Source organism: Kocuria palustris (assembly GCF_007666205.1).
In the GTDB taxonomy this organism is placed as follows: domain Bacteria; phylum Actinomycetota; class Actinomycetes; order Actinomycetales; family Micrococcaceae; genus Kocuria; species Kocuria palustris_A.
Genome location: NZ_VDOR01000005.1, coordinates 143,064 through 163,277, shown reverse-complemented (window position 1 = coordinate 163,277; position 20,214 = coordinate 143,064). Strand labels below are relative to the sequence as shown.

The 20,214-nt window shown below is 73.8% G+C and carries 19 protein-coding genes and 2 pseudogenes; 10 read left to right on the top strand and 11 right to left on the bottom strand.

Annotation, left to right across the window (positions count from 1 at the left end; translation table 11 throughout):
- The 5 genes and pseudogenes from FSY66_RS07330 to FSY66_RS07315 all read right to left on the bottom strand — a co-directional run.
- A pseudogene (locus FSY66_RS07330) lies at positions 1–107 on the bottom strand (IS481 family transposase); the annotation flags it as partial.
- A 218-nt stretch (positions 108–325) separates the two neighbouring features.
- On the bottom strand, positions 326–1,066 hold the full coding sequence (locus FSY66_RS07325; RefSeq protein WP_144792945.1) for an SDR family oxidoreductase: 741 nt from the start codon (positions 1,064–1,066) through the stop codon (positions 326–328).
- Positions 1,067–1,157: 91 nt separating this feature from the next.
- Positions 1,158–1,604: a hypothetical protein gene (locus tag FSY66_RS07320; RefSeq protein ID WP_144792942.1), complete on the bottom strand. Its 447-nt coding sequence runs from the start codon at positions 1,602–1,604 to the stop codon at positions 1,158–1,160.
- A gap of 37 nt (positions 1,605–1,641) precedes the next feature.
- Positions 1,642–1,740: pseudogene (locus FSY66_RS13105) on the bottom strand (hypothetical protein); the annotation flags it as partial.
- Positions 1,741–1,887: 147 nt separating this feature from the next.
- Complete coding sequence (locus FSY66_RS07315; protein ID WP_144792939.1) at positions 1,888–2,817, bottom strand: ornithine cyclodeaminase family protein; 930 nt, start codon at positions 2,815–2,817, stop codon at positions 1,888–1,890.
- Between the two features lie 290 nt (positions 2,818–3,107).
- On the opposite strand from FSY66_RS07315, the gene FSY66_RS07310 reads away from it, so the two are divergent.
- Positions 3,108–4,310, top strand: coding sequence for an acetyl-CoA C-acetyltransferase (locus FSY66_RS07310; RefSeq protein WP_144792936.1), 1,203 nt, complete (start codon positions 3,108–3,110; stop codon positions 4,308–4,310).
- A 96-nt stretch (positions 4,311–4,406) separates the two neighbouring features.
- Here FSY66_RS07310 and FSY66_RS07305 read toward each other — a convergent pair whose 3' ends face one another.
- The 5 genes from FSY66_RS07305 to FSY66_RS07285 all read right to left on the bottom strand — a co-directional run bounded on the left by FSY66_RS07305 (position 4,407) and on the right by FSY66_RS07285 (position 9,252).
- Positions 4,407–5,741 (bottom strand): threonine/serine exporter family protein, encoded by a 1,335-nt coding sequence (locus tag FSY66_RS07305; protein WP_144792933.1) that lies wholly within the window; start codon positions 5,739–5,741, stop codon positions 4,407–4,409.
- A 193-nt stretch (positions 5,742–5,934) separates the two neighbouring features.
- On the bottom strand, positions 5,935–7,284 hold the full coding sequence (locus FSY66_RS07300; RefSeq protein WP_186304492.1) for a threonine/serine exporter family protein: 1,350 nt from the start codon (positions 7,282–7,284) through the stop codon (positions 5,935–5,937).
- Positions 7,285–7,451: 167 nt separating this feature from the next.
- On the bottom strand, positions 7,452–8,162 hold the full coding sequence (locus FSY66_RS07295) for a hypothetical protein (RefSeq protein WP_144792930.1): 711 nt from the start codon (positions 8,160–8,162) through the stop codon (positions 7,452–7,454).
- A 209-nt stretch (positions 8,163–8,371) separates the two neighbouring features.
- Positions 8,372–8,773, bottom strand: coding sequence for a fluoride efflux transporter CrcB (gene crcB / locus FSY66_RS07290; RefSeq protein WP_144792927.1), 402 nt, complete (start codon positions 8,771–8,773; stop codon positions 8,372–8,374).
- Positions 8,770–9,252, bottom strand: coding sequence for a CrcB family protein (locus tag FSY66_RS07285; RefSeq protein ID WP_144792923.1), 483 nt, complete (start codon positions 9,250–9,252; stop codon positions 8,770–8,772). Before FSY66_RS07285 ends, crcB begins: the two co-directional genes overlap by 4 nt.
- Positions 9,253–9,538: 286 nt before the next feature.
- Between FSY66_RS07285 and FSY66_RS07280 the strand changes: the two genes are divergently transcribed.
- From FSY66_RS07280 to FSY66_RS07240, 9 genes are all read left to right on the top strand, one after another.
- Complete coding sequence (locus tag FSY66_RS07280) at positions 9,539–10,405, top strand: Rieske (2Fe-2S) protein (protein WP_144792919.1); 867 nt, start codon at positions 9,539–9,541, stop codon at positions 10,403–10,405.
- 111 nt (positions 10,406–10,516) lie between these two features.
- Positions 10,517–12,367, top strand: a complete 1,851-nt coding sequence (gene recQ, locus FSY66_RS07275; protein WP_144792916.1) for a DNA helicase RecQ — start codon at positions 10,517–10,519, stop codon at positions 12,365–12,367.
- 56 nt (positions 12,368–12,423) lie between these two features.
- Entirely contained in the window at positions 12,424–13,194 is a 771-nt protein-coding gene (locus FSY66_RS07270) for a YggS family pyridoxal phosphate-dependent enzyme (protein WP_144792913.1), read from the top strand.
- Between the two features lie 108 nt (positions 13,195–13,302).
- Positions 13,303–14,325, top strand: a complete 1,023-nt coding sequence (locus tag FSY66_RS07265) for a hypothetical protein (RefSeq protein WP_144792908.1) — start codon at positions 13,303–13,305, stop codon at positions 14,323–14,325.
- A gap of 214 nt (positions 14,326–14,539) precedes the next feature.
- A complete protein-coding gene (locus tag FSY66_RS07260; RefSeq protein ID WP_144792904.1) occupies positions 14,540–15,712 on the top strand; it encodes a hypothetical protein in 1,173 nt (390 codons plus the stop codon).
- A 10-nt stretch (positions 15,713–15,722) separates the two neighbouring features.
- Complete coding sequence (locus FSY66_RS07255) at positions 15,723–16,349, top strand: nucleosidase (RefSeq protein WP_144792901.1); 627 nt, start codon at positions 15,723–15,725, stop codon at positions 16,347–16,349.
- A complete protein-coding gene (locus FSY66_RS07250) occupies positions 16,346–17,071 on the top strand; it encodes a lipoate--protein ligase family protein (protein ID WP_144792898.1) in 726 nt (241 codons plus the stop codon). The genes FSY66_RS07255 and FSY66_RS07250 overlap by 4 nt, the downstream gene beginning before the upstream one ends.
- Entirely contained in the window at positions 17,071–17,868 is a 798-nt protein-coding gene (locus tag FSY66_RS07245; protein ID WP_186304491.1) for an SOS response-associated peptidase, read from the top strand. The genes FSY66_RS07250 and FSY66_RS07245 overlap by 1 nt, the downstream gene beginning before the upstream one ends.
- 50 nt (positions 17,869–17,918) lie before the next feature.
- Positions 17,919–18,350: a pyridoxamine 5'-phosphate oxidase family protein gene (locus FSY66_RS07240; protein WP_186304490.1), complete on the top strand. Its 432-nt coding sequence runs from the start codon at positions 17,919–17,921 to the stop codon at positions 18,348–18,350.
- A gap of 96 nt (positions 18,351–18,446) precedes the next feature.
- Here FSY66_RS07240 and FSY66_RS07235 read toward each other — a convergent pair whose 3' ends face one another.
- Entirely contained in the window at positions 18,447–20,180 is a 1,734-nt protein-coding gene (locus FSY66_RS07235) for an ABC-ATPase domain-containing protein (RefSeq protein ID WP_144792889.1), read from the bottom strand.
- Positions 20,181–20,214 lie beyond the last annotated feature (34 nt).

The following is a 20,214-nucleotide window of genomic DNA, read 5'->3' as shown; positions in this document are numbered from 1 at the left end:
ACGCGGAACTCGGCGGCCACGTGGGCCTTGGGGATCCCGTCGTCGAGGTGGCGCAACACCATGCGCAGCCGGCCGGTCGGGGTCAGGGGTGCATTAACGTGGGTCATGAACGGGCTCTCTCGTGCGGGCGGACGGTGTAGGAACTTCCATCCTGTGACGAGGAGCCCGTTCCTCATCTCATCGACGCACCCGCGCCAAGAACCTCATGACCCACAACACTTAGCGAGGCGTTGACTGAGTGGTCCGCCGGTCCAGACGGTTCCGGTTCGGCCGAGCAGTGAAGCGAGAGCTGCTGCGGCCCATCAGATAGCTCCCCGAGTCAGCCTCAGGCAGTTGCCGCTGCCCACTGCGCCACAGTTGGCCCCCGCAGTTCGGCCTCGCCCGGCGCCAGCAGCGTCCCATCCCCGAAGGCCGGCAGGGACGCCGGGACCGTCACGACCTGTCGCCCGTCGCCGCGGGCCTCGAGCAGGGCGCGGGTGAGCTCCGGCAGGCGGACCTGCTCGGGACCGGCCACCGTCCTGTCCGCGGGGTCCTCCGCAGCGGCGCAGACCAGCGCCGAGCCGACCTCGGCCTCGGCGATCGGCTGGATCAGCCAGTCCTCCACGCGGGCCTCCTGCTCGGACTCCGTGACGGCATTCGGGTTGAGGGCGAACTCCATCCACTGCGCCGAGCGGATCAGCGTGTGCGGCACCTCCGCTGCGGCCAGCGCTTCCTCTCGGGCGCGCTGGGCCACGTAGTACTCGAAGTCGTCCAGGCCGGCGTCGTGGATGCCTGCGATCGACAGGTGCACCAGCCGCGCCACACCGTTGCGCTGGCGGGCCTCGGCCAGATGGCGGGTGGCTGCCGCGAAGGTCTCGACCAGGCCGGCGTCGGGGTCCTCCGGGAGCGGGTTGGACGTGTCGATCATGGCGTCGATACCCGTCAGAGCGTCGTCGAGCCCCTGGCCGGTGCGCAGATCCACGCCGCTGGCCCGCGACAGGGCGACGACCTCGTGCCCTGCGTCTTCGGCAGCCTGAGCGGTGGCGCGTCCGGCGGTGCCGGTGGCTCCGGCGATGGCGATCCTCATGGCTGTGCCTCCTCGTGGATGGCGGCTCCCGCACCGGGCTCACGTGCTTCGGTGCAGGATCTACAGCCCTCCAGGGTAGACCTGCCCGGCCTCAGGCCTGGGGCAGCCACTGCAGGCTGAACTCGCGGCCGTCGGGCACTCCGTTGCGGTTCTGATCCGCCAGCAGCGGATCCGTGTGGATGAACAGCGACTTCGCGAACCAGGCCACGTCGGGAACCAGATTGAAGCCCTCGGCGGCATCGGCCAGCCCGTCGACATCGCTGTCGGTGCTCTGGGCGTTGATGCCGCGGCCGATCTCCTGGCCGTCGGTCAGGCCGTCGTCGTCGGAGTCGGGGGAGGAGGAGCGGGTGGCGGTGGCCACGGTGTCCGCGCCCCACTCCGCGTTGCTCAGCCCGAAGTACTCCACGCCGTCGGGCACGCCGTCGCCGTCCGTGTCGGTGGTCCAGGACTCCGAGTAGTTGGACTGCACCGAGCGGTGCTCGCGCTGATCGCTGAACCCGTCGGCGTCGCGGTCCTCGTAGCAGTCCCGGGCCTCCACGTAGCCGGTGGCCGGCAGGTCCGGGATGCACCGGGGCGGTGCCGGCGGCGACCTCCTGGCCGTCGGAGCGGCCGTCGTGATCGGTGTCGGCGCTCCAGGGACTCGCGGTGGCCTGACCGGTGGCGGGGTCCTTCATCTCCAGGACCTCGCGGCCGTCGGAGAGCCCGCCCCCGTCGGTGTCCGGGTTCAAGGGATCGGTCCCCAGCCCCTGCTCACGGGCGTTGGACGGCCCATCCGGGTCGTGGTCGTTCCAGGCCCCGGCTCACAGCTGCTGAGGGGCTGCTCAGGCTTCAGGCTCCAGCACCCCGACGGCCACCGCCAGGTCCTCCCACGACATGCCCGTGCCCTTGAAGACGTTCGGGCGGTCGTCGCGTCGGGGGATCTCGCCGGTGATCGCGGCCCGCAGGGGCACGAGATCGGGCTCAGCCAGAGTGCCTTCGTCGATCGCCAGGACGACATCCCCGGCCTCACGCAGCGCCGCAGCTCGGTCCTCCACGACGACCTGGGAGCGGCCCATGAGCGCGGCGTCGAGCTCGCGGCGATCCGGCTCGTGCGAGCCCATGGCGATCACGCAGGCGCCATCGGGCACCAGGGAGCCGTCGAACAGCGGCTCGGCCGCCGACGTCGCGCACACGATGAGATCCGCCTGGGCAGCATCCTGCGCGGTGCCGGCGACGACGACCGGGCCGATCTGCGCCAGCTCGGCCACCGCCTTCTGCACCTTCTCCGGGCTGCGGCCCACGATCGTGACGCGCTCCAGCGGGCGGATCGCCAGCATGGCGTGCACGTGGGCGATGGCCTGGGGCCCGGTCCCGAAGACGACGAGGTGACGGGCGTCGTCGGGGGCCAGGACGTCCGCGGCGGCCGCGGAGACGGCCGGGGTGCGCAGCTCGGTGAGCGCGGCGCCGTCGAGCAGGGCCGTGGGGGTCAGGGTGCGGCTGTCCAGCAGGAGGTAGGTCGCCTGGATGCGGGGCAGGCCGAGCTCGGGGTTGCCGGGGGAGACGGAGGCGACCTTGACCCCGGTCCACCGGGACAGCGTCGAGGGCATCAGCAGCAGATGGCCCTCGCCGGCCGGGGTGGTGATGCGGTGCGGGTCTGCGGCGGGATCGAAGCCGTCGAGGATCGCCTGCCGGATGAGCCGACGGGCGCGGTCCGGGCTGACGCGCTCCAGGATCTGCTGGGTGCTGAACCACTCGGGCTGAGTCTCGCTCATGGTGTGGGGCCTCCTTCGCCGCGGGACGGTTGGGATGACAATGCGCTGTTGGAACTCCGCACGATACGTGTGCGGCGGCGGGCAGGTTCCCTCAACGCCGGGCACTCCACGTCAGGACAGATCCTGTCCTCGATATGAGCACACGTCATGGCCCACCGCGACGGCGCTCGCGACGCTGCGACTTGTGAGCGCGCTCACCCGCGGGCAGTCTTAGGAGGACCTCGCGATGATCACGGTCGTGATCCTCGTGCTGAGCGACTGCTTCGAGATCCACCACGAGAAGGACTGACATGACTGCCGCATCCGCGACCACCGATCCCGTCATCGTGGGCGGGGCCCGCACCCCGTTCACCCGTCTGCTGGGCGCGCAGGCCTCCCTGAGCGCCGTCGACCTGGGCGCGGCCGCGATCCGCGGCGCGCTCGAGCGCTCCGGTGTGAGCCCCGATGCCGTGGACACCGTGCTCATGGGCCAGGTCGTGCAGGCCGGCTGCGGACAGAACCCGGCGCGGCAGTCCGCGATCGCCGCGGGCATCGGCTGGGACGTCCCGGCCACGACGATCAACAAGGTCTGCCTGTCGGGTCTGGCCGCTGTCATCGACGCCGCTCGCCTGGTGCGCCTGGGTGAGGCCTCGGTCGTGGTGGCCGGGGGACAGGAGTCCATGACGAACGGCCCGCACGTGCTGCCGAACTCGCGTGCCGGGCACAAGTACGGCGGGGTCGAGCTCGTGGATTCCGTGGCCCACGACGGACTGACCGATGCCGTGACCGGGGAGTCCATGGGGCTGCTCACCGAGCGGGGCAACGCGGAGCGCGGACTGCAGCGCGCCGAGCAGGACGAGGCGGCCGCCGCCTCCCACCGGCGTGCCGCCGCGGCCCAGGCCGACGGCACGTTCGACGAGGAGATCGTGGCCACCGAGATCCCGCAGCGCAAGGGCGACCCCGTGCGGGTGAGCCAGGACGAGGGCGTGCGCCCCGACACCACTCCGGAGTCGCTGGGCAGGCTGCGGGCCGCGTTCTCGAAGGAGGAGGGTGCCTCGGTCACCGCCGGCAACTCGTCGCCGCTGACGGACGGGGCGGCCGCCGTCCTGGTGACGTCGCGGGCCTACGCCGAGGAGCACGGGCTGAGGATCCTGGCCTCGATCGAGGGCTTCGGCCAGGTGGCCGGTCCGGATTCGTCCCTGCACTCGCAGCCCTCGAACGCCATCAAGGCCGCGCTGGCCAAGGCCGGCTGGACCGCGGACGAGCTGGACTTCATCGAGATCAACGAGGCCTTCGGGGCCGTCGTGTGTCAGTCCCTGGCGGATCTGGACTACCCGCTGGAGAAGACCAATATCCACGGCGGAGCGATCGCCCTGGGGCACCCCATCGGCGCCTCGGGCGCTCGCCTGGCACTGACGGCCGCGTACGAGCTGAACCGCCGAGGCAGCGGCAAGGCTGCGGTCTCGCTGTGCGGCGGCGGGGGCCAGGGCGACGCCTTGCTGCTGAGCCGCTGAGGGGCGGTGCCGGGACGGGTCAGGCGGGCCTCGCCTCCGCCCGCGCGCCGCTGTCCGACCAGCCGCATGGCTCGGACGAGGCCGGTGACATCACGATCACAGCCGCACGTGCTGGAGCGTGTCCACCGCGAGATCGCGCCGCTCCGACCGGGGAGCGGGCGATCGGCTGACGTCGCGCCGCGGCCACGCGGGGCCGGGCGCCGTCCGCGAGGCCAGGAACTGGCCCAGCAGCCCGCCCATCGACAGGCAGAAGGCGGTGATGGCACCGGCGGTCAGCTCGTCGCCGGTGCCGCTCACCCCGAAGAGCGTGCCGAGCATCCCCTGGTAGACGTGGGTCCCGGGGAACAGGGGCAGCAGCGCGATCGTCATCGAGGCGTGGGACGGCAGCCCCAGCCGCGCGGAGGCGCGCACGCACACCGCGCCGATGACGATCGCGGCGCCCAGGATCGCCAGGTACGAGCTCAGCCCGGCGGCTTGAAGGAGCAGCACGAGCAGCTGCGCGAGCCCGCCCAGACCCGCCAGGGCGAGCAGCCGCCTGCCGCGTCCTCGGCTGGCCAGCCCGTAGCCGCCGGCCACCCCGAGCGCGCCCAGCACCGAGAGGCTCCAGTGGTGGCTGTCGGGGTGCAGGGCGTCGATGTAGGCCACGGACTCGCCGACGAACGGGGCCATCAGGTGGATCCCCAGCGCCACGCCGGCCACGAGCCCGGCCGTGCGGGAGGCGACGTCCATGAGGCGGCCGGCCGCGGAGAGGTACCAGCCGGTGATGATGTCCTGGGCGGCGCCGTAGGCGGTGATCCCGGCGAGCCAGGCCGCCAGCGAGGCGACGATGCACAGGGCGGTCTGCGCATCGTCGAGCAGCACGGTCGCGGCCGTCGCCCCCAGCACCGAGGTGAGCCCGACGGCGGCCAGGCCGAAGATGCCCGGGGAGCGCAGCCGCTCCATCGCCAGGAACGCGGCGTAGGCAGCCGCGGCGATCAGACCGGCGCTGATTGTCGTGGCGAGGCTGCCGCCCATGATCATGCTGAACCCGGCACCCAGCATGCTGAAGCCCGCGGCCGCCGGCACGTGGTCCTGCCATGCGCCATCGACCCTGCCGTCGACCCGGCCCTCGACTTCGGCCAGGCACTCCCGCAGCGTGCGGCGGCCGTGCGTCAGGTCCTCGATCAGGGCCATGACCCGCGCTCGCAGCTCGAGGTCCAGCGAGCCGGGCGGGGCCTCCGCCACGTGGGTGATCGCGCCGCCGCGTCCGGCAGCCGGGCGGCTGATGATGATCTGGCCCATGGTGATCCCGACGGCCGCGTCGTCCATGCCGGTGCTGCGGAGCACCCGCTGCAGCGACGTGGTCGTGGCGGCGGAGCTGGCTCCGCCGCGGATCAGGGCCTCGCCCAGCAGGGCGGCCAGACGGAAGGCGTCGTCTTCTCGCGTCGACATGGCGGGAACGCTAGCGGCGGCGCAGATGCGTGGGCTGGGGCAGGCGTGCTCAGGGCCGGGGCGGGCCGTGGGAATCGGCTGGGGCGGACCTCACCCGCCGCTGACGACGCCCGCCTCATGACCTGTGGGTCGAGGCCCCGGCGGGGCGGGCCGGCGGCTTCCCCGTGCAGCCAGAAGTCGGCGGCCGTCGTCCTCAGTGGGTGAAGGGCCGGGAGAAGACCGGGACCATGATGTCGCTCGAGTTCACCTCGTCGGGCACCTCCTTGCGGAAGGTGCGCCCGGGGTGGGCGCGGGCGAACTGCCGGGCGCGGGTGGCCCAGAGGGCCTCGGAGGCGATGTACTGCCCCAGCAGGCCGCCGACGGACAGGCAGAACGCGGTGATCGCGCCCTGGAGCATGGCGGCGCCGGCGCCCTCGGTGGCGAAGATCGTGCCGAGCAGCCCCTGGTAGACGTACATGCCCGGGAACAGCGGCAGCAGCACCACGGTCATGGTGGCGTTCGACGCCAGGTCCAGCGCTCGGGTCAGGACCACGCACAGTGCGCCGGCCACGACGGAGGCGGTGAGGATCGAGGCGAAGGAGCTCATCCCGGCCGCGCCCATGATCAGCACCGAGAGCTGGACCAGCCCGCCGAAGAGCCCGAGGGAGGCCAGGACCTTCCCGCGGCCGCCGGCCGAGAGGGCGAAGCCCGCGGAGACGAACACGGCGCCGATGATCGACGGGATCCACCGGGAGCTGTCGGCCTGCAGGGACTCGAGGTACCCGGGGTCCGAGCCCAGCAGGGGCTCGATGAGGTGGATGCCCAGGGCCACTCCGGCCACCAGGCCGGCGGTGCGCGTGATCACGTCCATGAGCCGGCCCGTGGCCGAGAGATACCAGCCGGTGATGAGGTCCTGGACCGCCCCGTAGGCGGCGATGCCCGCGAGCCAGGCTGCCAGCGCCGCGACGATGCACACGGCCGTCTGGACGTCGTCGAACAGCACGGTGACCACGCTGGCCCCGGCCACGGCCATCATCCCCCCGGCGCCCAGGCTGAAGATCCCGGGGGCGCGCAGCCGCTCGAGCAGGGCGAAGGCTCCGTAGACGGCCGCGGACAGGAGGGTGGCCGCGATCGTCGTGACGGTGTTCCCGCCCAGGACCAGGCTGAAGCCCAGGCCCAGCGCGGTGTAGCCCAGGACGGACGGCCAGTGGGAGGCATGGCTGCGCTGCGCCTCGAGCTCGTTCAGGGCGCGCAGGCCCTCCTCGGCGTCGATGTGCCCCAGGACGAAGTCCTCGAGGATCCGGTTCGTCTCGGAGCGCAGCCCCACGTCGAGCGTTCCGGTGGCGGTCTCGTTGACCCGAGTGCTGGGTGTGGCTCCATCGCGGCCGGCATGGCTGATGGTGACCTGGCCCATCGTGACGGCGACGCTGACGTCGATGACGTCCGAGCGGCGATAGACGGCGAGCAGGGAGGTGGTGGTGCTGGCGGAGCTGGCGCCCGCGCGGAGCAGGGAGTCGCCGAGGCGGATCGCGAAGTCGTCAGTGGCCTGATAGTTCGAGGGCATGCGCGGGACCCTATCCCGGCGGACCGACGTCCGTCGCATCGTCCGTCGGCGCGCCCCGCAGACGGCCCGGATCACCGCCCGGTCGGACAGGCCCCGTGCTCCGGCGGCTCCGGTCTCCGACCGCGGGTCCGACGACCTCGTGGGGCGCCGTCACTGCGGCGGGCGCGTCACTGCACGGGGTCGGGGATGCCGAACGGGTTCGGAACGCCGTCGGTGACATCCCACTGGGAGACGTCGGTGGTGGCGCAGTAGTCCTTGATCTCCTGCAGCGCGGGGCCGCTGGGGATCCCGGCCGGGAAGTAGTCCGAGTAGCAGGAGCCGCCGAGCTCGAAGTGGCGATAGGCCTCGGCGGACAGCCCGGCGGAGCCGGCCCCCGCCTGGCCCGGTGCCTGGCCGCCGGTCGCGCCCTGGCCCGCGCCGCCGCCTGCGGAGCCTCCGCCGGTCGCGCCGCCTGCCCCCGGACCGGCCGCACCTCCGCCGGCTGCGCCTCCGCCGGTCGCGCCGTCTGCGGCCTCGCCCTGCTCCGCCGGTGCCTGACCGGCGCCCGCCGGCGCTCCCTCGGCCAGATCGGGGATGTCCTCGGGGCGGGGGTTCGCGGGCACCGCGCCCTCCTCCGCCGGGGCGGCGTGGGGCGCCGCCTCGCTGGTGGGCGCGGCCTGCTCCGGGGTCGTCGCCGGGTCCGCGGGGGCTTCCGTCTCCGGCTCGTCCGTCTCGGGGGCCGACGACTCCTCCGACGAGGTCGGGGAGCTCTCCGCGCTGGTGGACTCCGACGCCTCGGAGCTCTCGGGGGACGAGGACTCATCCTCCCCGCTGCCGCAGCCGGTCAGGGCCAGGGCGAGCCCGGCGGTCAGGGCGGCGGAACGGATCCAGAGCTTCATGGGGGCCTCCTGTCGGTGCGGATCTCGGCGAGCGGACCCGTCGCCGACCAGGAATCCGCGGTCACCCCCATTCAACATCGTCTCGTGGCCGGCCGCGATGAGCTGCGGCAAGCAGCCGTGTCGAGGCTCACCCCGGTGCCGTGTGCGAGGTGGCCACGGCGATGCCGTCGCCGGCCGGTCACAGACCGGATGCGGACGCCCCCCGGCCGTCAGGCCCCGGCACCGCCTCCGGTCCCGATCCCCAGCCCGAGAGCCAGCCCTGCCCCGGCCGCCGCGACAGCGACCGCGAGCATCCCCAGACTGTGGGCCGCGGCTGCCGCCCAGCGGCGGTCCTGCAGCAGCCGGACGGTCTCCGCACTGGCCGTCGAGAAGGTCGTGAAGCCGCCCAGGAACCCGGTCCCCAGGATCAGCTCCCACGCCTCCGGGACCAGGAGACGCGCCGCCAGACCGGCGAGCAGCCCCAGCGCCAGGGAGCCGCTCCCATTGATCAGGAGCGTGGGCCACGGCAGTCGACTGGGGAGCGCCGCGCGGAGGAAGCCGTCGAGCACGAAGCGCGCCACGGCGCCCAGCCCGCCGGCCGCCGCGATGCCCAGAAGGAGCAGCGGGGTCATGGCGCGCGGGCCCCGTCCGTGCATCGGACGGCGGCGCAGACGGCGATACCGCCCAGGGAGGCCAGCGCCCCCAGGACCACGGTGCCCACGGCGTACGCCAGCCCGAGGCCGACGGCCGCTTGGCCGAGCAGCAGGGCCGAATCCGCGGCAAGAGCGCTGTACGTGGTGAACCCGCCGAGGAAGCCGGTGCCGAGCAGCAGCCGCAGACCTCGTCGGGGGCCGGCATCCGGGCCGAGGCGAGCCAGGCTCTCGAGCAGCACACCCAGCAGGAAGGCCCCGATCAGATTGATCCCCAGGATCGTGAGGGGAAGCCGGCCGGTCTGGGGCAGGACCAGGGTGAGCGCCTCCCGCGCGCCGGTCCCGGCCGCGCCGCCCAGGAACACCAGGGCGATCGGGGCCGGGCGCAGATGATCAGGGCGATCGCGGCGGGCCGCAGCCGGGGCGTCGCCGTCGGACAAGGGCACAGGGGATCGGGGCATGCGGGTCCATCGGAAGCAGCGGGGACAGGGGCCGACGACCCCCTCGCGGTCCATTGTGCTCCGCGCGACGAGGCCGGGGAGCGACGCGAGCCACGGGACCGGGCGCCGCCGAGCCATCGGCCGGGAAGGCGCAGGTGCCGGCAGGGACCGCCCCGATGCCCGCCCACATGCCGATCCGGGCAGGTCAGCCTTGGTTGACCAGCCTGCTGATCGCCGGTAGACCGATGGCATGACCGCGGGCCGCCCGGCCCGCATCGAGGGGCCCAGGCCCGGAAGAGAGACCGCCATGCGCAGCCCAGCTGACACCCTCCAGAGCATCGTCCGCCGCATCGAGAGCCTCTCGGCCGTCGATGGAGTCGCGGAGAAGGCCTCCGAGGCGGTGGGTGCGGCCACCGCCCCCACCGTCGTGCGCAATGCCCTGTCCGGCTCGTGGCTGGGGCATCAGCTCCACCCGATCATGGTGCAGGTCCCCATCGGCGCCTGGGGCGCGGCGACCTTCCTGGATCTCGTCGGCGGGGACGAAGCCGAGGACGCGGCCCGGAAGCTCGTCGGGGCCGGGATCCTGGGCGCGCTGCCGGCGGCGGCCTCCGGCGCCTCGGACTGGTCCTACGAGCACGGCGCCGCGAGCCGCGTGGGCCTGGTCCACGGCCTCGCCAACGAGACGGCCGCGGGGCTGCAGATCGCCTCCTGGATCGTGCGCGGCAGCGGCAGGCGGGGCGTCGGCGCGGCGCTGAGTCTGGCCGCGATCGGCCTGACCGGGGCGGCCGGATACCTGGGCGGCCACCTGTCGTTCGTCCAGGGCGTCGGCGTGAACAAGGCGGCAGGGGAGGAGCCGGCCGAGGACTGGATCGACGTCGCCTCCTGCGATGCGCTGAGCCAGGACGAGCTGCAGAAGGTCACCGCCGACGGCCGCGACCTCGTGCTGATCCGCCAGGGGGAGACGCTGCACGCCGTCTCCGACGTCTGCACGCATGCCGGCGCCCCGCTGCACGAGGGCTCGGTCGAGGACGGCTGCCTGGTCTGCCCGTGGCACGGCAGCCGCTTCCGGGTCGAGGACGGCGGCGTGGAGCGCGGCCCCGCGACCGTTCCGCAGCCCGCCTGGGAGGTCCGGGTGGAGGGCGGCCGCGTCCAGGTGCGCGCCGCCCGGCGGTGACCGCGGGCCCGCAGTGACCGCAGGCCGGCGGCAGGCCGGGGCCGTGCCGCCGGCCGAGGGCTAGACTGCTCGGGCACATCCACCGAGCACGAGAGGCAGGCCGGGTTCTCCGTGGCGACATCCGCTTCACCGCAGCTGGGGACGGAGGCGCTGCAGATCCTCGAGTCGGTCTTCGGCTACGAGTCCTTCCGCGGCAAGCAGGCGGAGATCGTGGAGCACGTGGCCGCCGGCGGCGATGCCGTCGTGCTCATGCCCACGGGCGGCGGCAAGTCGCTGTGCTACCAGATCCCCGCGCTGCTGCGCCCCGGGACCGGCGTGGTGGTCTCCCCGCTGATCGCCCTGATGGCCAATCAGGTCGACGCCCTGGCCGCCGTCGGCGTGAAGGCCGCATACCTCAACTCCTCCCTGTCCTTCGAGGAGGCCGACGAGGTCGAGCGCCGCCTGCTGGCCGGCGAGCTCGACCTGGTCTACATGGCTCCCGAGCGGCTCGTGCAGCCCCGCACCCTGCAGCTGCTGGCCCGTTCGGACGTCTCCCTGTTCGCGATCGACGAGGCGCACTGCGTCTCCCAGTGGGGCCACGACTTCCGCAAGGACTACCTGGGCCTGTCGGTGCTGGCCGAGCGCTTCCCCGACGTCCCCCGGATCGCGCTCACCGCGACCGCGACCGAGGCCACGCACCGGGAGCTGACGCAGCGCCTGTCCCTGCAGGACGCCGCGCACTTCGTCGCGAGCTTCGACCGGCCCAACATCCAGTACCGGATCGTGGAGAAGGACCAGCCGCGCCAGCAGCTGCTGAGCCTGATCCGCACCGAGCACCCCGGCGACGCCGGGATCGTCTACTGCCTGTCGCGCAGGTCCGTCGAGCAGACCGCGCAGTTCCTGCGCAAGCAGGGCATCGACGCGGAGGCCTATCACGCCGGTCTCGACGAGCAGCAGCGGGCCGAGCGCCAGGCCCGGTTCCTGCGCGAGGACGGGGTGGTCATGGTGGCCACGATCGCCTTCGGCATGGGCATCGACAAGCCCGACGTCCGCTTCGTCGCGCACCTGGACCTGCCCAAGTCCATCGAGGGGTACTACCAGGAGACGGGCCGCGCCGGCCGCGACGGCCTGCCCGCGACCGCATGGCTGGCCTACGGGCTGCAGGACGTCGTGCAGCTGCGGCGGATGATCGACCAGTCCGACGGCACCGCGGAGCACCAGCGCTCGCAGCGCCGGCACCTGGACGCCATGCTCGCGCTGTGCGAGACCATGACCTGCCGCCGCGTGCAGATCCTCAGCTACTTCGGGCAGACCGGCGAGCCCTGCGGCAACTGCGACAACTGCCTGAACCCGCCCCAGGGCTGGGACGCCACGGTCCCCGCGCAGAAGATCCTCTCCGCGATCATCCGCCTGGACCGGGAGCGACGGCAGCACTTCGGCTCGGGGCAGATCATCGACATCCTGCGCGGCAAGCCCAATCCCCGCTCGGACGAATCCGATCACCAGGCGCTGAGCGTGTGGGGGATCGGCCAGGACCTCAGCGCCCAGCAGTGGAAGGGCCTCGTGCGCCAGCTGCTGGCCCGCGACGTCCTGGCCGCCGTGGGCGACTACGCGACCCTGGCCCTGGGGCCCGAGGCCGACGGGGTCCTGCGCGGGCGCACGACGCTCGAGCTGCGCCGGGAGACCGGCAGGACGAGGACGACGGCGGCCCGGTCCTCCCGCTCGGGCACCTCGGCCGCGCGCAGCGAGCTGTCGCCCGAGGAGATCGAGGTCTTCGAGGCCCTGCGGCGCTGGCGCACCGAGCAGGCCAAGGAGCAGGAGGTCCCGGCCTACGTCGTCTTCGCCGACGCCACGCTGATCGCGATCGCCCAGCGCCGACCCGACACGACCTCGGACCTCCACGGCGTCAGCGGCATCGGCGCAAAGAAGCTCGACCGGTACGGGCCGGCCGTCGTCGACGTGGTCCGCCGGGCCGTGTCCTGACGGCACCGTCTCCTCGGCTCCCGTCGTCCCGGCCGGCGTGGCCTACCGTGGGGGCCATGGACGAGACGACGCCTGAGCCCCAGACCCGCTCCGCCGACGGCGCGCAGCCGGATCCGCACGAGGTTCAGCGGATCACCGAGGCCCTGGCGGCCGTGCGCGAGCGCATCGACGCAGCCGCCCGCGCCGTGGACCGGGATGCCGAGCAGATCCGCCTGCTGCCCGTGTCCAAGACCGTTCCCGAGGACCGGCTGCGCGCGGCCGTGGCCGCCGGATGCGCCGAGCTGGGGGAGAACAAGGTCCAGGAGGCCGCGGGCAAGGCCTCCGCGATGGCCGACCTGGGCGTCCGGTGGTCGATCATCGGGCACCTGCAGCGCAACAAGGCCAAGGACGTGGCCGCCTTCGCCGACGAGTTCCAGGCGCTGGACAGCCTCCGGCTGGCCGAGGCGCTGGACCGTCGGCTGCAGGGCGAGGGGCGCGGCCTCGACGTGATGGTCCAGGTCAACACCTCGGGGGAGGACTCCAAGTTCGGCATGCCGCCGGAGGAGGTCCCGCAGTTCCTCGAGCAGCTGCCGCAGTTCGCCTCGCTGCGGGTCACCGGACTGATGACGATCGCGATGGCCTCCGAGGACGAGGACCGGGTCCGCGCATGCTTCCGGCGGCTGCGCGTGCTGCGGGATCGGGCGCAGCAGGACGGGCCGGGATTCGCCGGCGACGGCGAGCTGTCGATGGGCATGTCGGAGGACCTCGAGCTCGGCGTGGCCGAGGGCTCCACGTGCGTGCGCGTGGGCCGCTCGATCTTCGGGAGCCGGCCGGCCCCGCGGGGCTGAGCCGGCCGCGCGCCCGGATCCCGACCGACCGGTCAGGCGGGCGGGGTAGTCTGCGCCCTCCGACGGGCAGACAGGCTGCCGTCGCCCGGCGTCGAGGGAGAGGGCGATATGTCCAGCAGCCGCGCGGATGAGCCGGAGCTCGCCGAGTCCTTCGTGATGGTGCTGGGACAGCGCCGTCGGCGCAGCCTCCGCGGCGCCCGGAACCTGGCCGCGCTGGGAGCCCTGCTCGGACTCTGCGTCGGCGCCGAGTCCCTCGCCGCGGGCACGACCGCCCACGTCCGGGCCGACTGGCTGTCCGAGTCGGATGAGCTCGGCGTCCTGGCCGCGACCGTCCTGCTGCAGGTCGCCATGGTGCTCAGCGGCATGCTGAGCGCGCACGGGGTGATCAGCCGGCCGCCCCGACCCGGCGTGCGCCTGCTCGTCGATCGGCTCGTCGGCTCCGCCGGGCTGCTCCTGGCGACGGCCGCGGTGCTGGGATTCGGCGGCGTCCTGGCCCAGGGCCCCCTGCCGGTGCCGCGCCTGCTGGTGGGGGTGGTCGCCGCCTTCCAGCTGTGCAGCGCGGTCCTCTGCGCCCTGCTGGCGCCGATGCTCCTGCGGCGCTGGGCCTGGGTGGTCCCGGTGCTGGGCTTCGCCGTCTGGATGGCGCTCGGGCTGGCGGCGGGGACGGTGCAGACGGCCGGGCCGTCGACGGCCGTCGCGGCCTCCACGGGGCTGGGCGGGCTGTTCGAGTCGGAGACCCTGGCCGTGATCATCACCCTGGGCTGCTGCCACTGGGCGGGCGCCGTGGTCGTCTGCCTCGGGCATCTCGTCGACGGCAGCGCCCCGGTCGTCCGCGCCCTCGTTCCGGCGCTGGCCGGGATCGGCACGGTGATCTTCCTGCCGCAGATGCTCACCGGGGCCAGCATCGGCCATCTCATGCTGGCGGTCGCGCTCGCCCCGCTGGCCGATGTCGCGATGCCCGGCGCCATCGCCGACTACGACATCGGGCTGCCCCTGCTGACCCTCGGCTGGGCCTTCGGGCTCACCGGCAGCCTGCTGATCGCCGGTCGGATCGACTCGTCCTGGTGCGCCGCGTGCGCCGTCGCCCTCGGGGCGCCGCTGTCCATCCTGCTGGGGCGCCTCACCACGTGACCGGGCTCGCCCCGCGCACGCGAGCGCCCCTCTTGCGCCCCCAACGGTCCTGCAACCAGCCGTGCAACAGCGGCTCCGCAGCGCGACCGCGCCCCGGGGCGGCGCTACCCTGACCGCGTCGCAGCCCGGCTCGCGCCCCTGTGTCCTGCGCCGGGGCCGCCCGGTCACGTCCGCCCCCCCCCAGTCCGTCCCCTCGCACCAGGAGCCGCCGCCCATGACCCGTGTCGTCCAGGAGACCTCGGCCGGCTTCGGCAGCCCCGGGCAGCGATCGGAGGGCGCGGCGACGGGTGTGGACGGGGAGCAGCTGTCCGCCGGGCTCGTGCTGAGCATGCCGCCGTCGCGTCGCAGCAGCGTGAGGGCGGCGCGCAATGCCCTTGCCGTGATCAGCCTGATCGGCTTCCTGGGCTCGTCGGACTGGCTGGTCCGGGAGGTGCTGGGCGGCGCCGGCCCGGAGTGGGGCAGCCCGGTCCAGCACGTGAGCTACCTGACGGCGGTGTCCTGCCTCCAGGCGTGCTTCGTGCTCACCGGCATGAACGCCACGCACACGATCCTGCGTCACCCGCCGCATCGCGTCCCGGGCTTCTGGGCGACCCGCATGGTCGGTCTGCTGGTGACGGTGCTGGTCGCCGCCGCCCTGCACGCGGCGGCCGCGCAGCTCGACCCGGCGGGCCTGTCCGCCCCGCGCTTCCTGCTCGCGGCCGTCCTCGCCTACCCGCTGGTCATGACGCTGTCGGAGCTGCTGCTGGCCCTGCACCCCCTGCGCCGGCACGCGGCCGCGATCTCGATCCTCGCCCTCGCCGCGTGGCTGGTCTGGGCGCTGGCGGTGGGGCCCGAGCGCACGCGGGGCGCGGGCTCGGCCGTCCAGGACTCCGTGACCTCGTGCGGCGGCGTGGAGCCGAGCACGCTGGTCGCGGTCCTGGCTCTGGGGTACTGCTACTGGGCCGGAGCCCTGATGGTCGCTTTGGGCGATCTCCTGGACTCCCGCGGGCGCGCGTTCCGCTGGTCCATGCGGCTGCTGTCCCTGCTGGGCTTCGTCCTCCTGATCCCCCAGGCAGCGGTCGGAGCGAGCCTCGGCCACCTCATGCTGGCCATCGCGCTGACGGCCCTGCTGGATCTGCGCCTGCCGCGCGCGCTGGGCCGGCATGACATCTGGATGGGGGTCCTGTTCATCGGCTGGCCCCTGTCGATCGTGCTGAGCCATCTGCTCACGGGCGAGTCGGCGTCCGTGCCCGGCTCGGTGGCGGCCTGCCTGCTGGCCGTCGCCGCGGCCACCGCGCTCGCGGTCCGGGTGGTCGAACCGGTCGAGCGGCGCATGTGGATGCGGCTCGACCGGCGGCGGCGCGGCTCGCGACGGCGCGCGCCCCGTCCGGCAGAGCGCTCCCAGTAGAGTGGGGGCCGTGAATCGAGTGCTCGTCATCGCGGCCCATCCGGCGGAGACCGCCCAGCTGCCCCCGGAGGCCGACGTGGCCGTGACCGGCATCGGCATGTCCCGCGCCGCCGCGCTGACCGCCCGGGCCGTGCTGGAGCGGGCGCCGTCGCCCGAGCAGCGCCGGGATCTCGTCGTGGTCAACCTCGGCAGCTGCGGGGGCCTGCAGCCCGGGCTGTCCGGGATCTTCGAGCCCTCCGTGGTGCTCAACCGCGATGTGGACGCCGAGCTGCTGCGGGCCATGGGCTCCGAGCCCGACGACCGCATCCCCCTGGCCGAGCTCGGCCAGGTCGGCGACGGGTCGATCCTGGCCACCGGCGACTCCCTCGTGGCAGGAGGACCCGTGCGCGACGCCCTGGCCGAGCGCGCCCAGCTCGTCGACATGGAGGGCTTCGCGGTGGCCACCGCGTGCCGCGAGCTCGGAGTGCGGATGCGCATGGTCAAGCACGTCTCGGACGACGCCGGCGCCCAGGCCCTCGAATGGCTCGACCGGGTGCAGGTCTCGGCCCGCGAGCTCGCCGCTTGGTACGCGCAGAGCATCGAGGGCCTGCGCCGCGCCGAGCCGGCCCCCGCGGGGCAGGACGGGGGCCTGTCATGAAGCTCATCCGGCAGCGGGAGTCCCTGGGCGCGGAGCTGGACTACACCGCGGGGGAGCGCCTGCTGCGCGCCGTGCGCACCGGTCGCGAGCCCGTCCTGCGCCTCTACCAGCCCCGCCCCACGGTGGCCTTCGGGCGGCGCGACGAGCTGCTCGCCGGGTTCGGCGCCGCCGAGCGCTCGGCGCGGCGCAGCGCGTTCTTCCCGCTCGTGCGCAAGGTCGGCGGGCGGGCGGCCGCCTACCACCGCGGCTGCCTGATCATCGATCACATCGAGCCCTCGGAGGACCCCAAGGCGGGGATCCAGGACCGCTTCGAGCTGTTCGGGGACATGATCGTGGCCGCGCTCGAGGAGCTCGAGATCCACGCCGACGTCGGCGAGCTGCCCGGCGAGTACTGCCCGGGCGAGCACAGCGTCCACGGCACGGGCCGCACGGCGGATCGTCCCCGGGCGCAGCTCAAGCTGGCGGGCGCGGCCCAGCGCGTCGTCTCCGACGCCTGGTACTTCTCCACCGTCGTCGTCGTCGAGCAGTCGGAGCCGCTGCGCTCGGTGCTCACGGACGTCTACCGGGACCTCGGCATGGAATGGGACCCCGCCACGTGCGGCGCCGTCGACGATCTGCGCCCGGGCACCCGGGTCGCGGAGGTCGAGGCCGCGGTGCGCAAGGTCTACGGCATGTACGCCCGCCACATGGGCTACGGATCCTTGAGAGAGCAGGCCTTCTGATGTGCGGACGCTTCGTGATCGCCCGAGCAGCGGGCGACCTGATGGCCGACGTCGACGCCCGTCCCGGCGAGCCGTTCCGGGGCGAGGACCTCGACGAGCTGAGAGCCGACTGGAACGTCGCCCCCACGACCGAGATCCCCGTCGTGCTCGAGCGGGTCGAGGACGGCGAGGTCCTGCGCGAGCTGCACGTGGCGCGCTGGGGGCTGGTGCCGTCGTGGGCCGACGACCTCTCGGTGGGCGCGCGGATGTTCAACGCCCGCTCCGAGACCGCGGCGCAGAAGCCGTCGTTCCGCGCCGCCGTGAGGAAGCGCCGCTGCGCGATCCCCGCCAACGGGTACTACGAATGGCAGAAGCGCCTGGGCCCGGACGGCACGCCGGCCAAGGGGACCAAGGACGCCCCGGCCAAGCAGCCGTACTTCATCCACCCGCCGGAGCAGTCCCGGAACATCTGGTTCGCTGGGCTCTACGAGTGGTGGCAGGACCCGCAGGGCGCGTGGATCCTCTCGTGCTCGATCCTCACCGCGGCCTCCCCGGGCCCGGACAGCGACGACGAGACCCTGGCCGGTCTCGCCGCGATCCACGACCGCACCCCGGTGGCCATGGACCGCGATGCCCTCGACGCGTGGCTCGATCCGGCCGCGGAGTCCAAGGACGAGGCGCAGGCGCTGATCGAGCGCGTCGTGGCCCAGCGGGAGGACGTGGCCGCGACCTGGGAGCTGCGTCCGATCGGACAGGCCGTCGGCAACGTGCGGAACAATTCGCCGGAACTCGTGGAGCCGGTCGCCGCGCTCTTCTAGCGTGGAGACGGCGGGCGATGACGCCCGCCGCACGACCACCAGGAGGATCCATGAGCGACTTCACCGACAGCCCGTCCGCCGCCGTCTCCCGCTTCGCGGCCGCCTGCAGCGGGGCGGTGATCGCGACCGCCTCGGCTGAGGGTGGCTACCCCGAGTCCGCCTGGGTCAACACGGCCGTGACCGACGCGGGTCTCATCGTCTTCGGCACCTCGAAGGAGACCAGCAAGGCCGTCAACCTCCAGGCCGATCCCCGGGTCTCGCTCGTGTTCGTGGACGGCGAGGGCCACGAGATCCAGGCCCGCGCGGAGGCCCGCGTCCTGGAGGGCCCCGAGGCCGGCGAGGGCGGCCAGGCCCTGAGCGCCGCCCACCCGGGAGGCAAGCCCGATCCCGAGACCGGGATCCTCGTGGGCCTCAGCGTCGTCTGGGCCCGCTGGGTCGACGCCACCGTGCAGCCGCCGGTGATGGAGGAGAGCACCTTCTGAATCCTGGTGCCGCGCTGATCCGCCTCCCGGCCCCGGCCCCGGGGCGAGCGGCCCCGGGGCCGGGAGGCGGCTCGCGCCGGGGACGGCGCGGCCGGATCAGCGCAGGGACTCGGCCAGGTCTCGGCAGCGGCTCAGGGCCGCATGCAGCTCCGCTCGGCGGGGCCGGGCCATGTCGCCGGGATGGCCGCGGAAGGGGGAGAGCCCGTCCAGCCCATCGCGGTCGATGACCTCGAGCACCCGCCCGATCGCCTCGGCCACCGTCGTGCGCCCGTCGAGGTGCTCGGCCGCGGCGTCCAGGGCCAGCGCGATGGCCTGGGTCTGCCCGGCCTCGGCCAGCTGGGAGACCGCCGACAGGTCGATGTCCGTGCCGGCGCGCTGGATCGTGTGCAACCCGCGGGCACGCGACGGCTTCGCCCGGCCGCGGCCCCTCCCGCCGCCCTGGGTCCCGGGAGCGGGCAGAGAGCCCGCGGGCAGGAGGCGATCGACGCCGTCGGGGAACAGTGCCTCCTCCGTCTCGGCCAGCGGCGCGGGCGACTGCTCGATGAGGCGCCGGACCTCCGCGGTGACATCGCGCGGCTGATACGACTCCATGGCGATCACGTGATCGGCGGCCTCGAAGAACGCGCTCGAGCCGCCGGCCACCAGCACGGTGGAGACGCCCTGCTGCGCTCGCAGGGTGCGGACGCGGTCCACGAACGGGGTGATCGGCTCGCGGTCGGCCGGGATCAGCGCCCGCATGCGGGCATCGCGGATCATGAAGTTCGTGGCCGAGGTGTCCTCGTCGATCAGCAGGGCCGGGGCCCCGGCCTCGAGCGCCTCGACCAGGCCCGCGGCCTGCGAGGTCGAGCCGCTGGCGTTCGTCGTCGTGAAGGCCGAGGTGTCGGTGCCCTGCGGCAGATCCGCGATGAAGGCCGAGATGTCGGTCCCGGCCACACTGCGCCCGTCCTCCGCGCGGATCGACACGGCGTCGCGGCGGGACAGCACCCACTCCCGGCCGTCGCCGGCGATGTGCGGGTGCACTCCGCGCTCCAGCGCCCGCAGCAGGGTGGACTTGCCGTGGTAGCCGCCGCCGACGATGACCGTGACTCCCTCCGGCACGCCCATCCCGGACACGGTGCGCCCGCTGGGCAGCTCGAAGCGGACCCGCAGCGAATCGGGGGCGCGGAACGGCTCCGCCCCGCGGCGCAGCGGCAGATCGGAGTCCCCGGAGGCGCGCGGCAGGACGGCGTTGTCGCCCACGAAGCCCACGAGGCCGCGCTCGGCCAGCTGCGCCTGGAGGTGCTCCTGATCCTGGAGCAGCTCGACGTGGCGGCGCAGGGCCTCCTGGTCCAGGGCGGCCGCCAGCAGGGACCGCTCGACGACGGCCGGCAGGGTCTCGGCCAGCAGGGTCGCCGCGGCCTTCCCGCGGATCCGCCTCCCGTTCGCGGGCAGCGCCGCCTCGAGGCGCACCTCGACCCGGTCCGCATCGGCGATGACCGCGGTGCGCTCCAGGACCTGCTGCCCCGGAGCCATGATCCGCAGCGAGCCCGCCGCCTTGTCCCGGCCGCCGGCGCCCGCGCGGTGCAGGGCGTCGGCGAGACGGCGCAGCAGGTGATCGCCCACCGCGGTGCGCCGAGCGCGGCTGCCGAGCAGCTCGACCGGAACGCCCGTGGCCTCGCGCGGCAGCTCGAGGCGGATCTTCGACGGCGGCGCGTACGGATCCGACTGCAGGTGATCGACGTGCAGCAGGGCCGGGCCCAGATCCCAGGCGCCCTTCAGATCGCGGTAGGCGGGGTAGCCGCGGCCGTCCATGCGGTGCAGCTCGCGGCGGAGATCCTCGGATGTGCGCATCCTGTCAGGCTAGACAGACCGGCCCGGCCCGGAC

Coding starts and splice junctions, on each gene's coding strand:
- FSY66_RS07310 (WP_144792936.1), top strand. CDS start 3,108: ATGACTGCCGCATCCGCGACCACCGATCCCGTCATCGTGGGCGGGGCC.
- FSY66_RS07280 (WP_144792919.1), top strand. CDS start 9,539: ATGCGCAGCCCAGCTGACACCCTCCAGAGCATCGTCCGCCGCATCGAG.
- FSY66_RS07270 (WP_144792913.1), top strand. CDS start 12,424: ATGGACGAGACGACGCCTGAGCCCCAGACCCGCTCCGCCGACGGCGCG.
- FSY66_RS07325 (WP_144792945.1), bottom strand. CDS start 1,066: ATGAGGATCGCCATCGCCGGAGCCACCGGCACCGCCGGACGCGCCACC.
- FSY66_RS07240 (WP_186304490.1), top strand. CDS start 17,919: ATGAGCGACTTCACCGACAGCCCGTCCGCCGCCGTCTCCCGCTTCGCG.
- crcB (WP_144792927.1), bottom strand. CDS start 8,773: ATGACCCCGCTGCTCCTTCTGGGCATCGCGGCGGCCGGCGGGCTGGGC.
- FSY66_RS07235 (WP_144792889.1), bottom strand. CDS start 20,180: ATGCGCACATCCGAGGATCTCCGCCGCGAGCTGCACCGCATGGACGGC.
- FSY66_RS07260 (WP_144792904.1), top strand. CDS start 14,540: ATGACCCGTGTCGTCCAGGAGACCTCGGCCGGCTTCGGCAGCCCCGGG.
- FSY66_RS07265 (WP_144792908.1), top strand. CDS start 13,303: ATGTCCAGCAGCCGCGCGGATGAGCCGGAGCTCGCCGAGTCCTTCGTG.
- FSY66_RS07295 (WP_144792930.1), bottom strand. CDS start 8,162: ATGAAGCTCTGGATCCGTTCCGCCGCCCTGACCGCCGGGCTCGCCCTG.
- FSY66_RS07250 (WP_144792898.1), top strand. CDS start 16,346: ATGAAGCTCATCCGGCAGCGGGAGTCCCTGGGCGCGGAGCTGGACTAC.
- FSY66_RS07305 (WP_144792933.1), bottom strand. CDS start 5,741: ATGTCGACGCGAGAAGACGACGCCTTCCGTCTGGCCGCCCTGCTGGGC.
- FSY66_RS07285 (WP_144792923.1), bottom strand. CDS start 9,252: ATGCCCCGATCCCCTGTGCCCTTGTCCGACGGCGACGCCCCGGCTGCG.
- FSY66_RS07245 (WP_186304491.1), top strand. CDS start 17,071: ATGTGCGGACGCTTCGTGATCGCCCGAGCAGCGGGCGACCTGATGGCC.
- FSY66_RS07300 (WP_186304492.1), bottom strand. CDS start 7,284: ATGCCCTCGAACTATCAGGCCACTGACGACTTCGCGATCCGCCTCGGC.
- FSY66_RS07315 (WP_144792939.1), bottom strand. CDS start 2,817: ATGAGCGAGACTCAGCCCGAGTGGTTCAGCACCCAGCAGATCCTGGAG.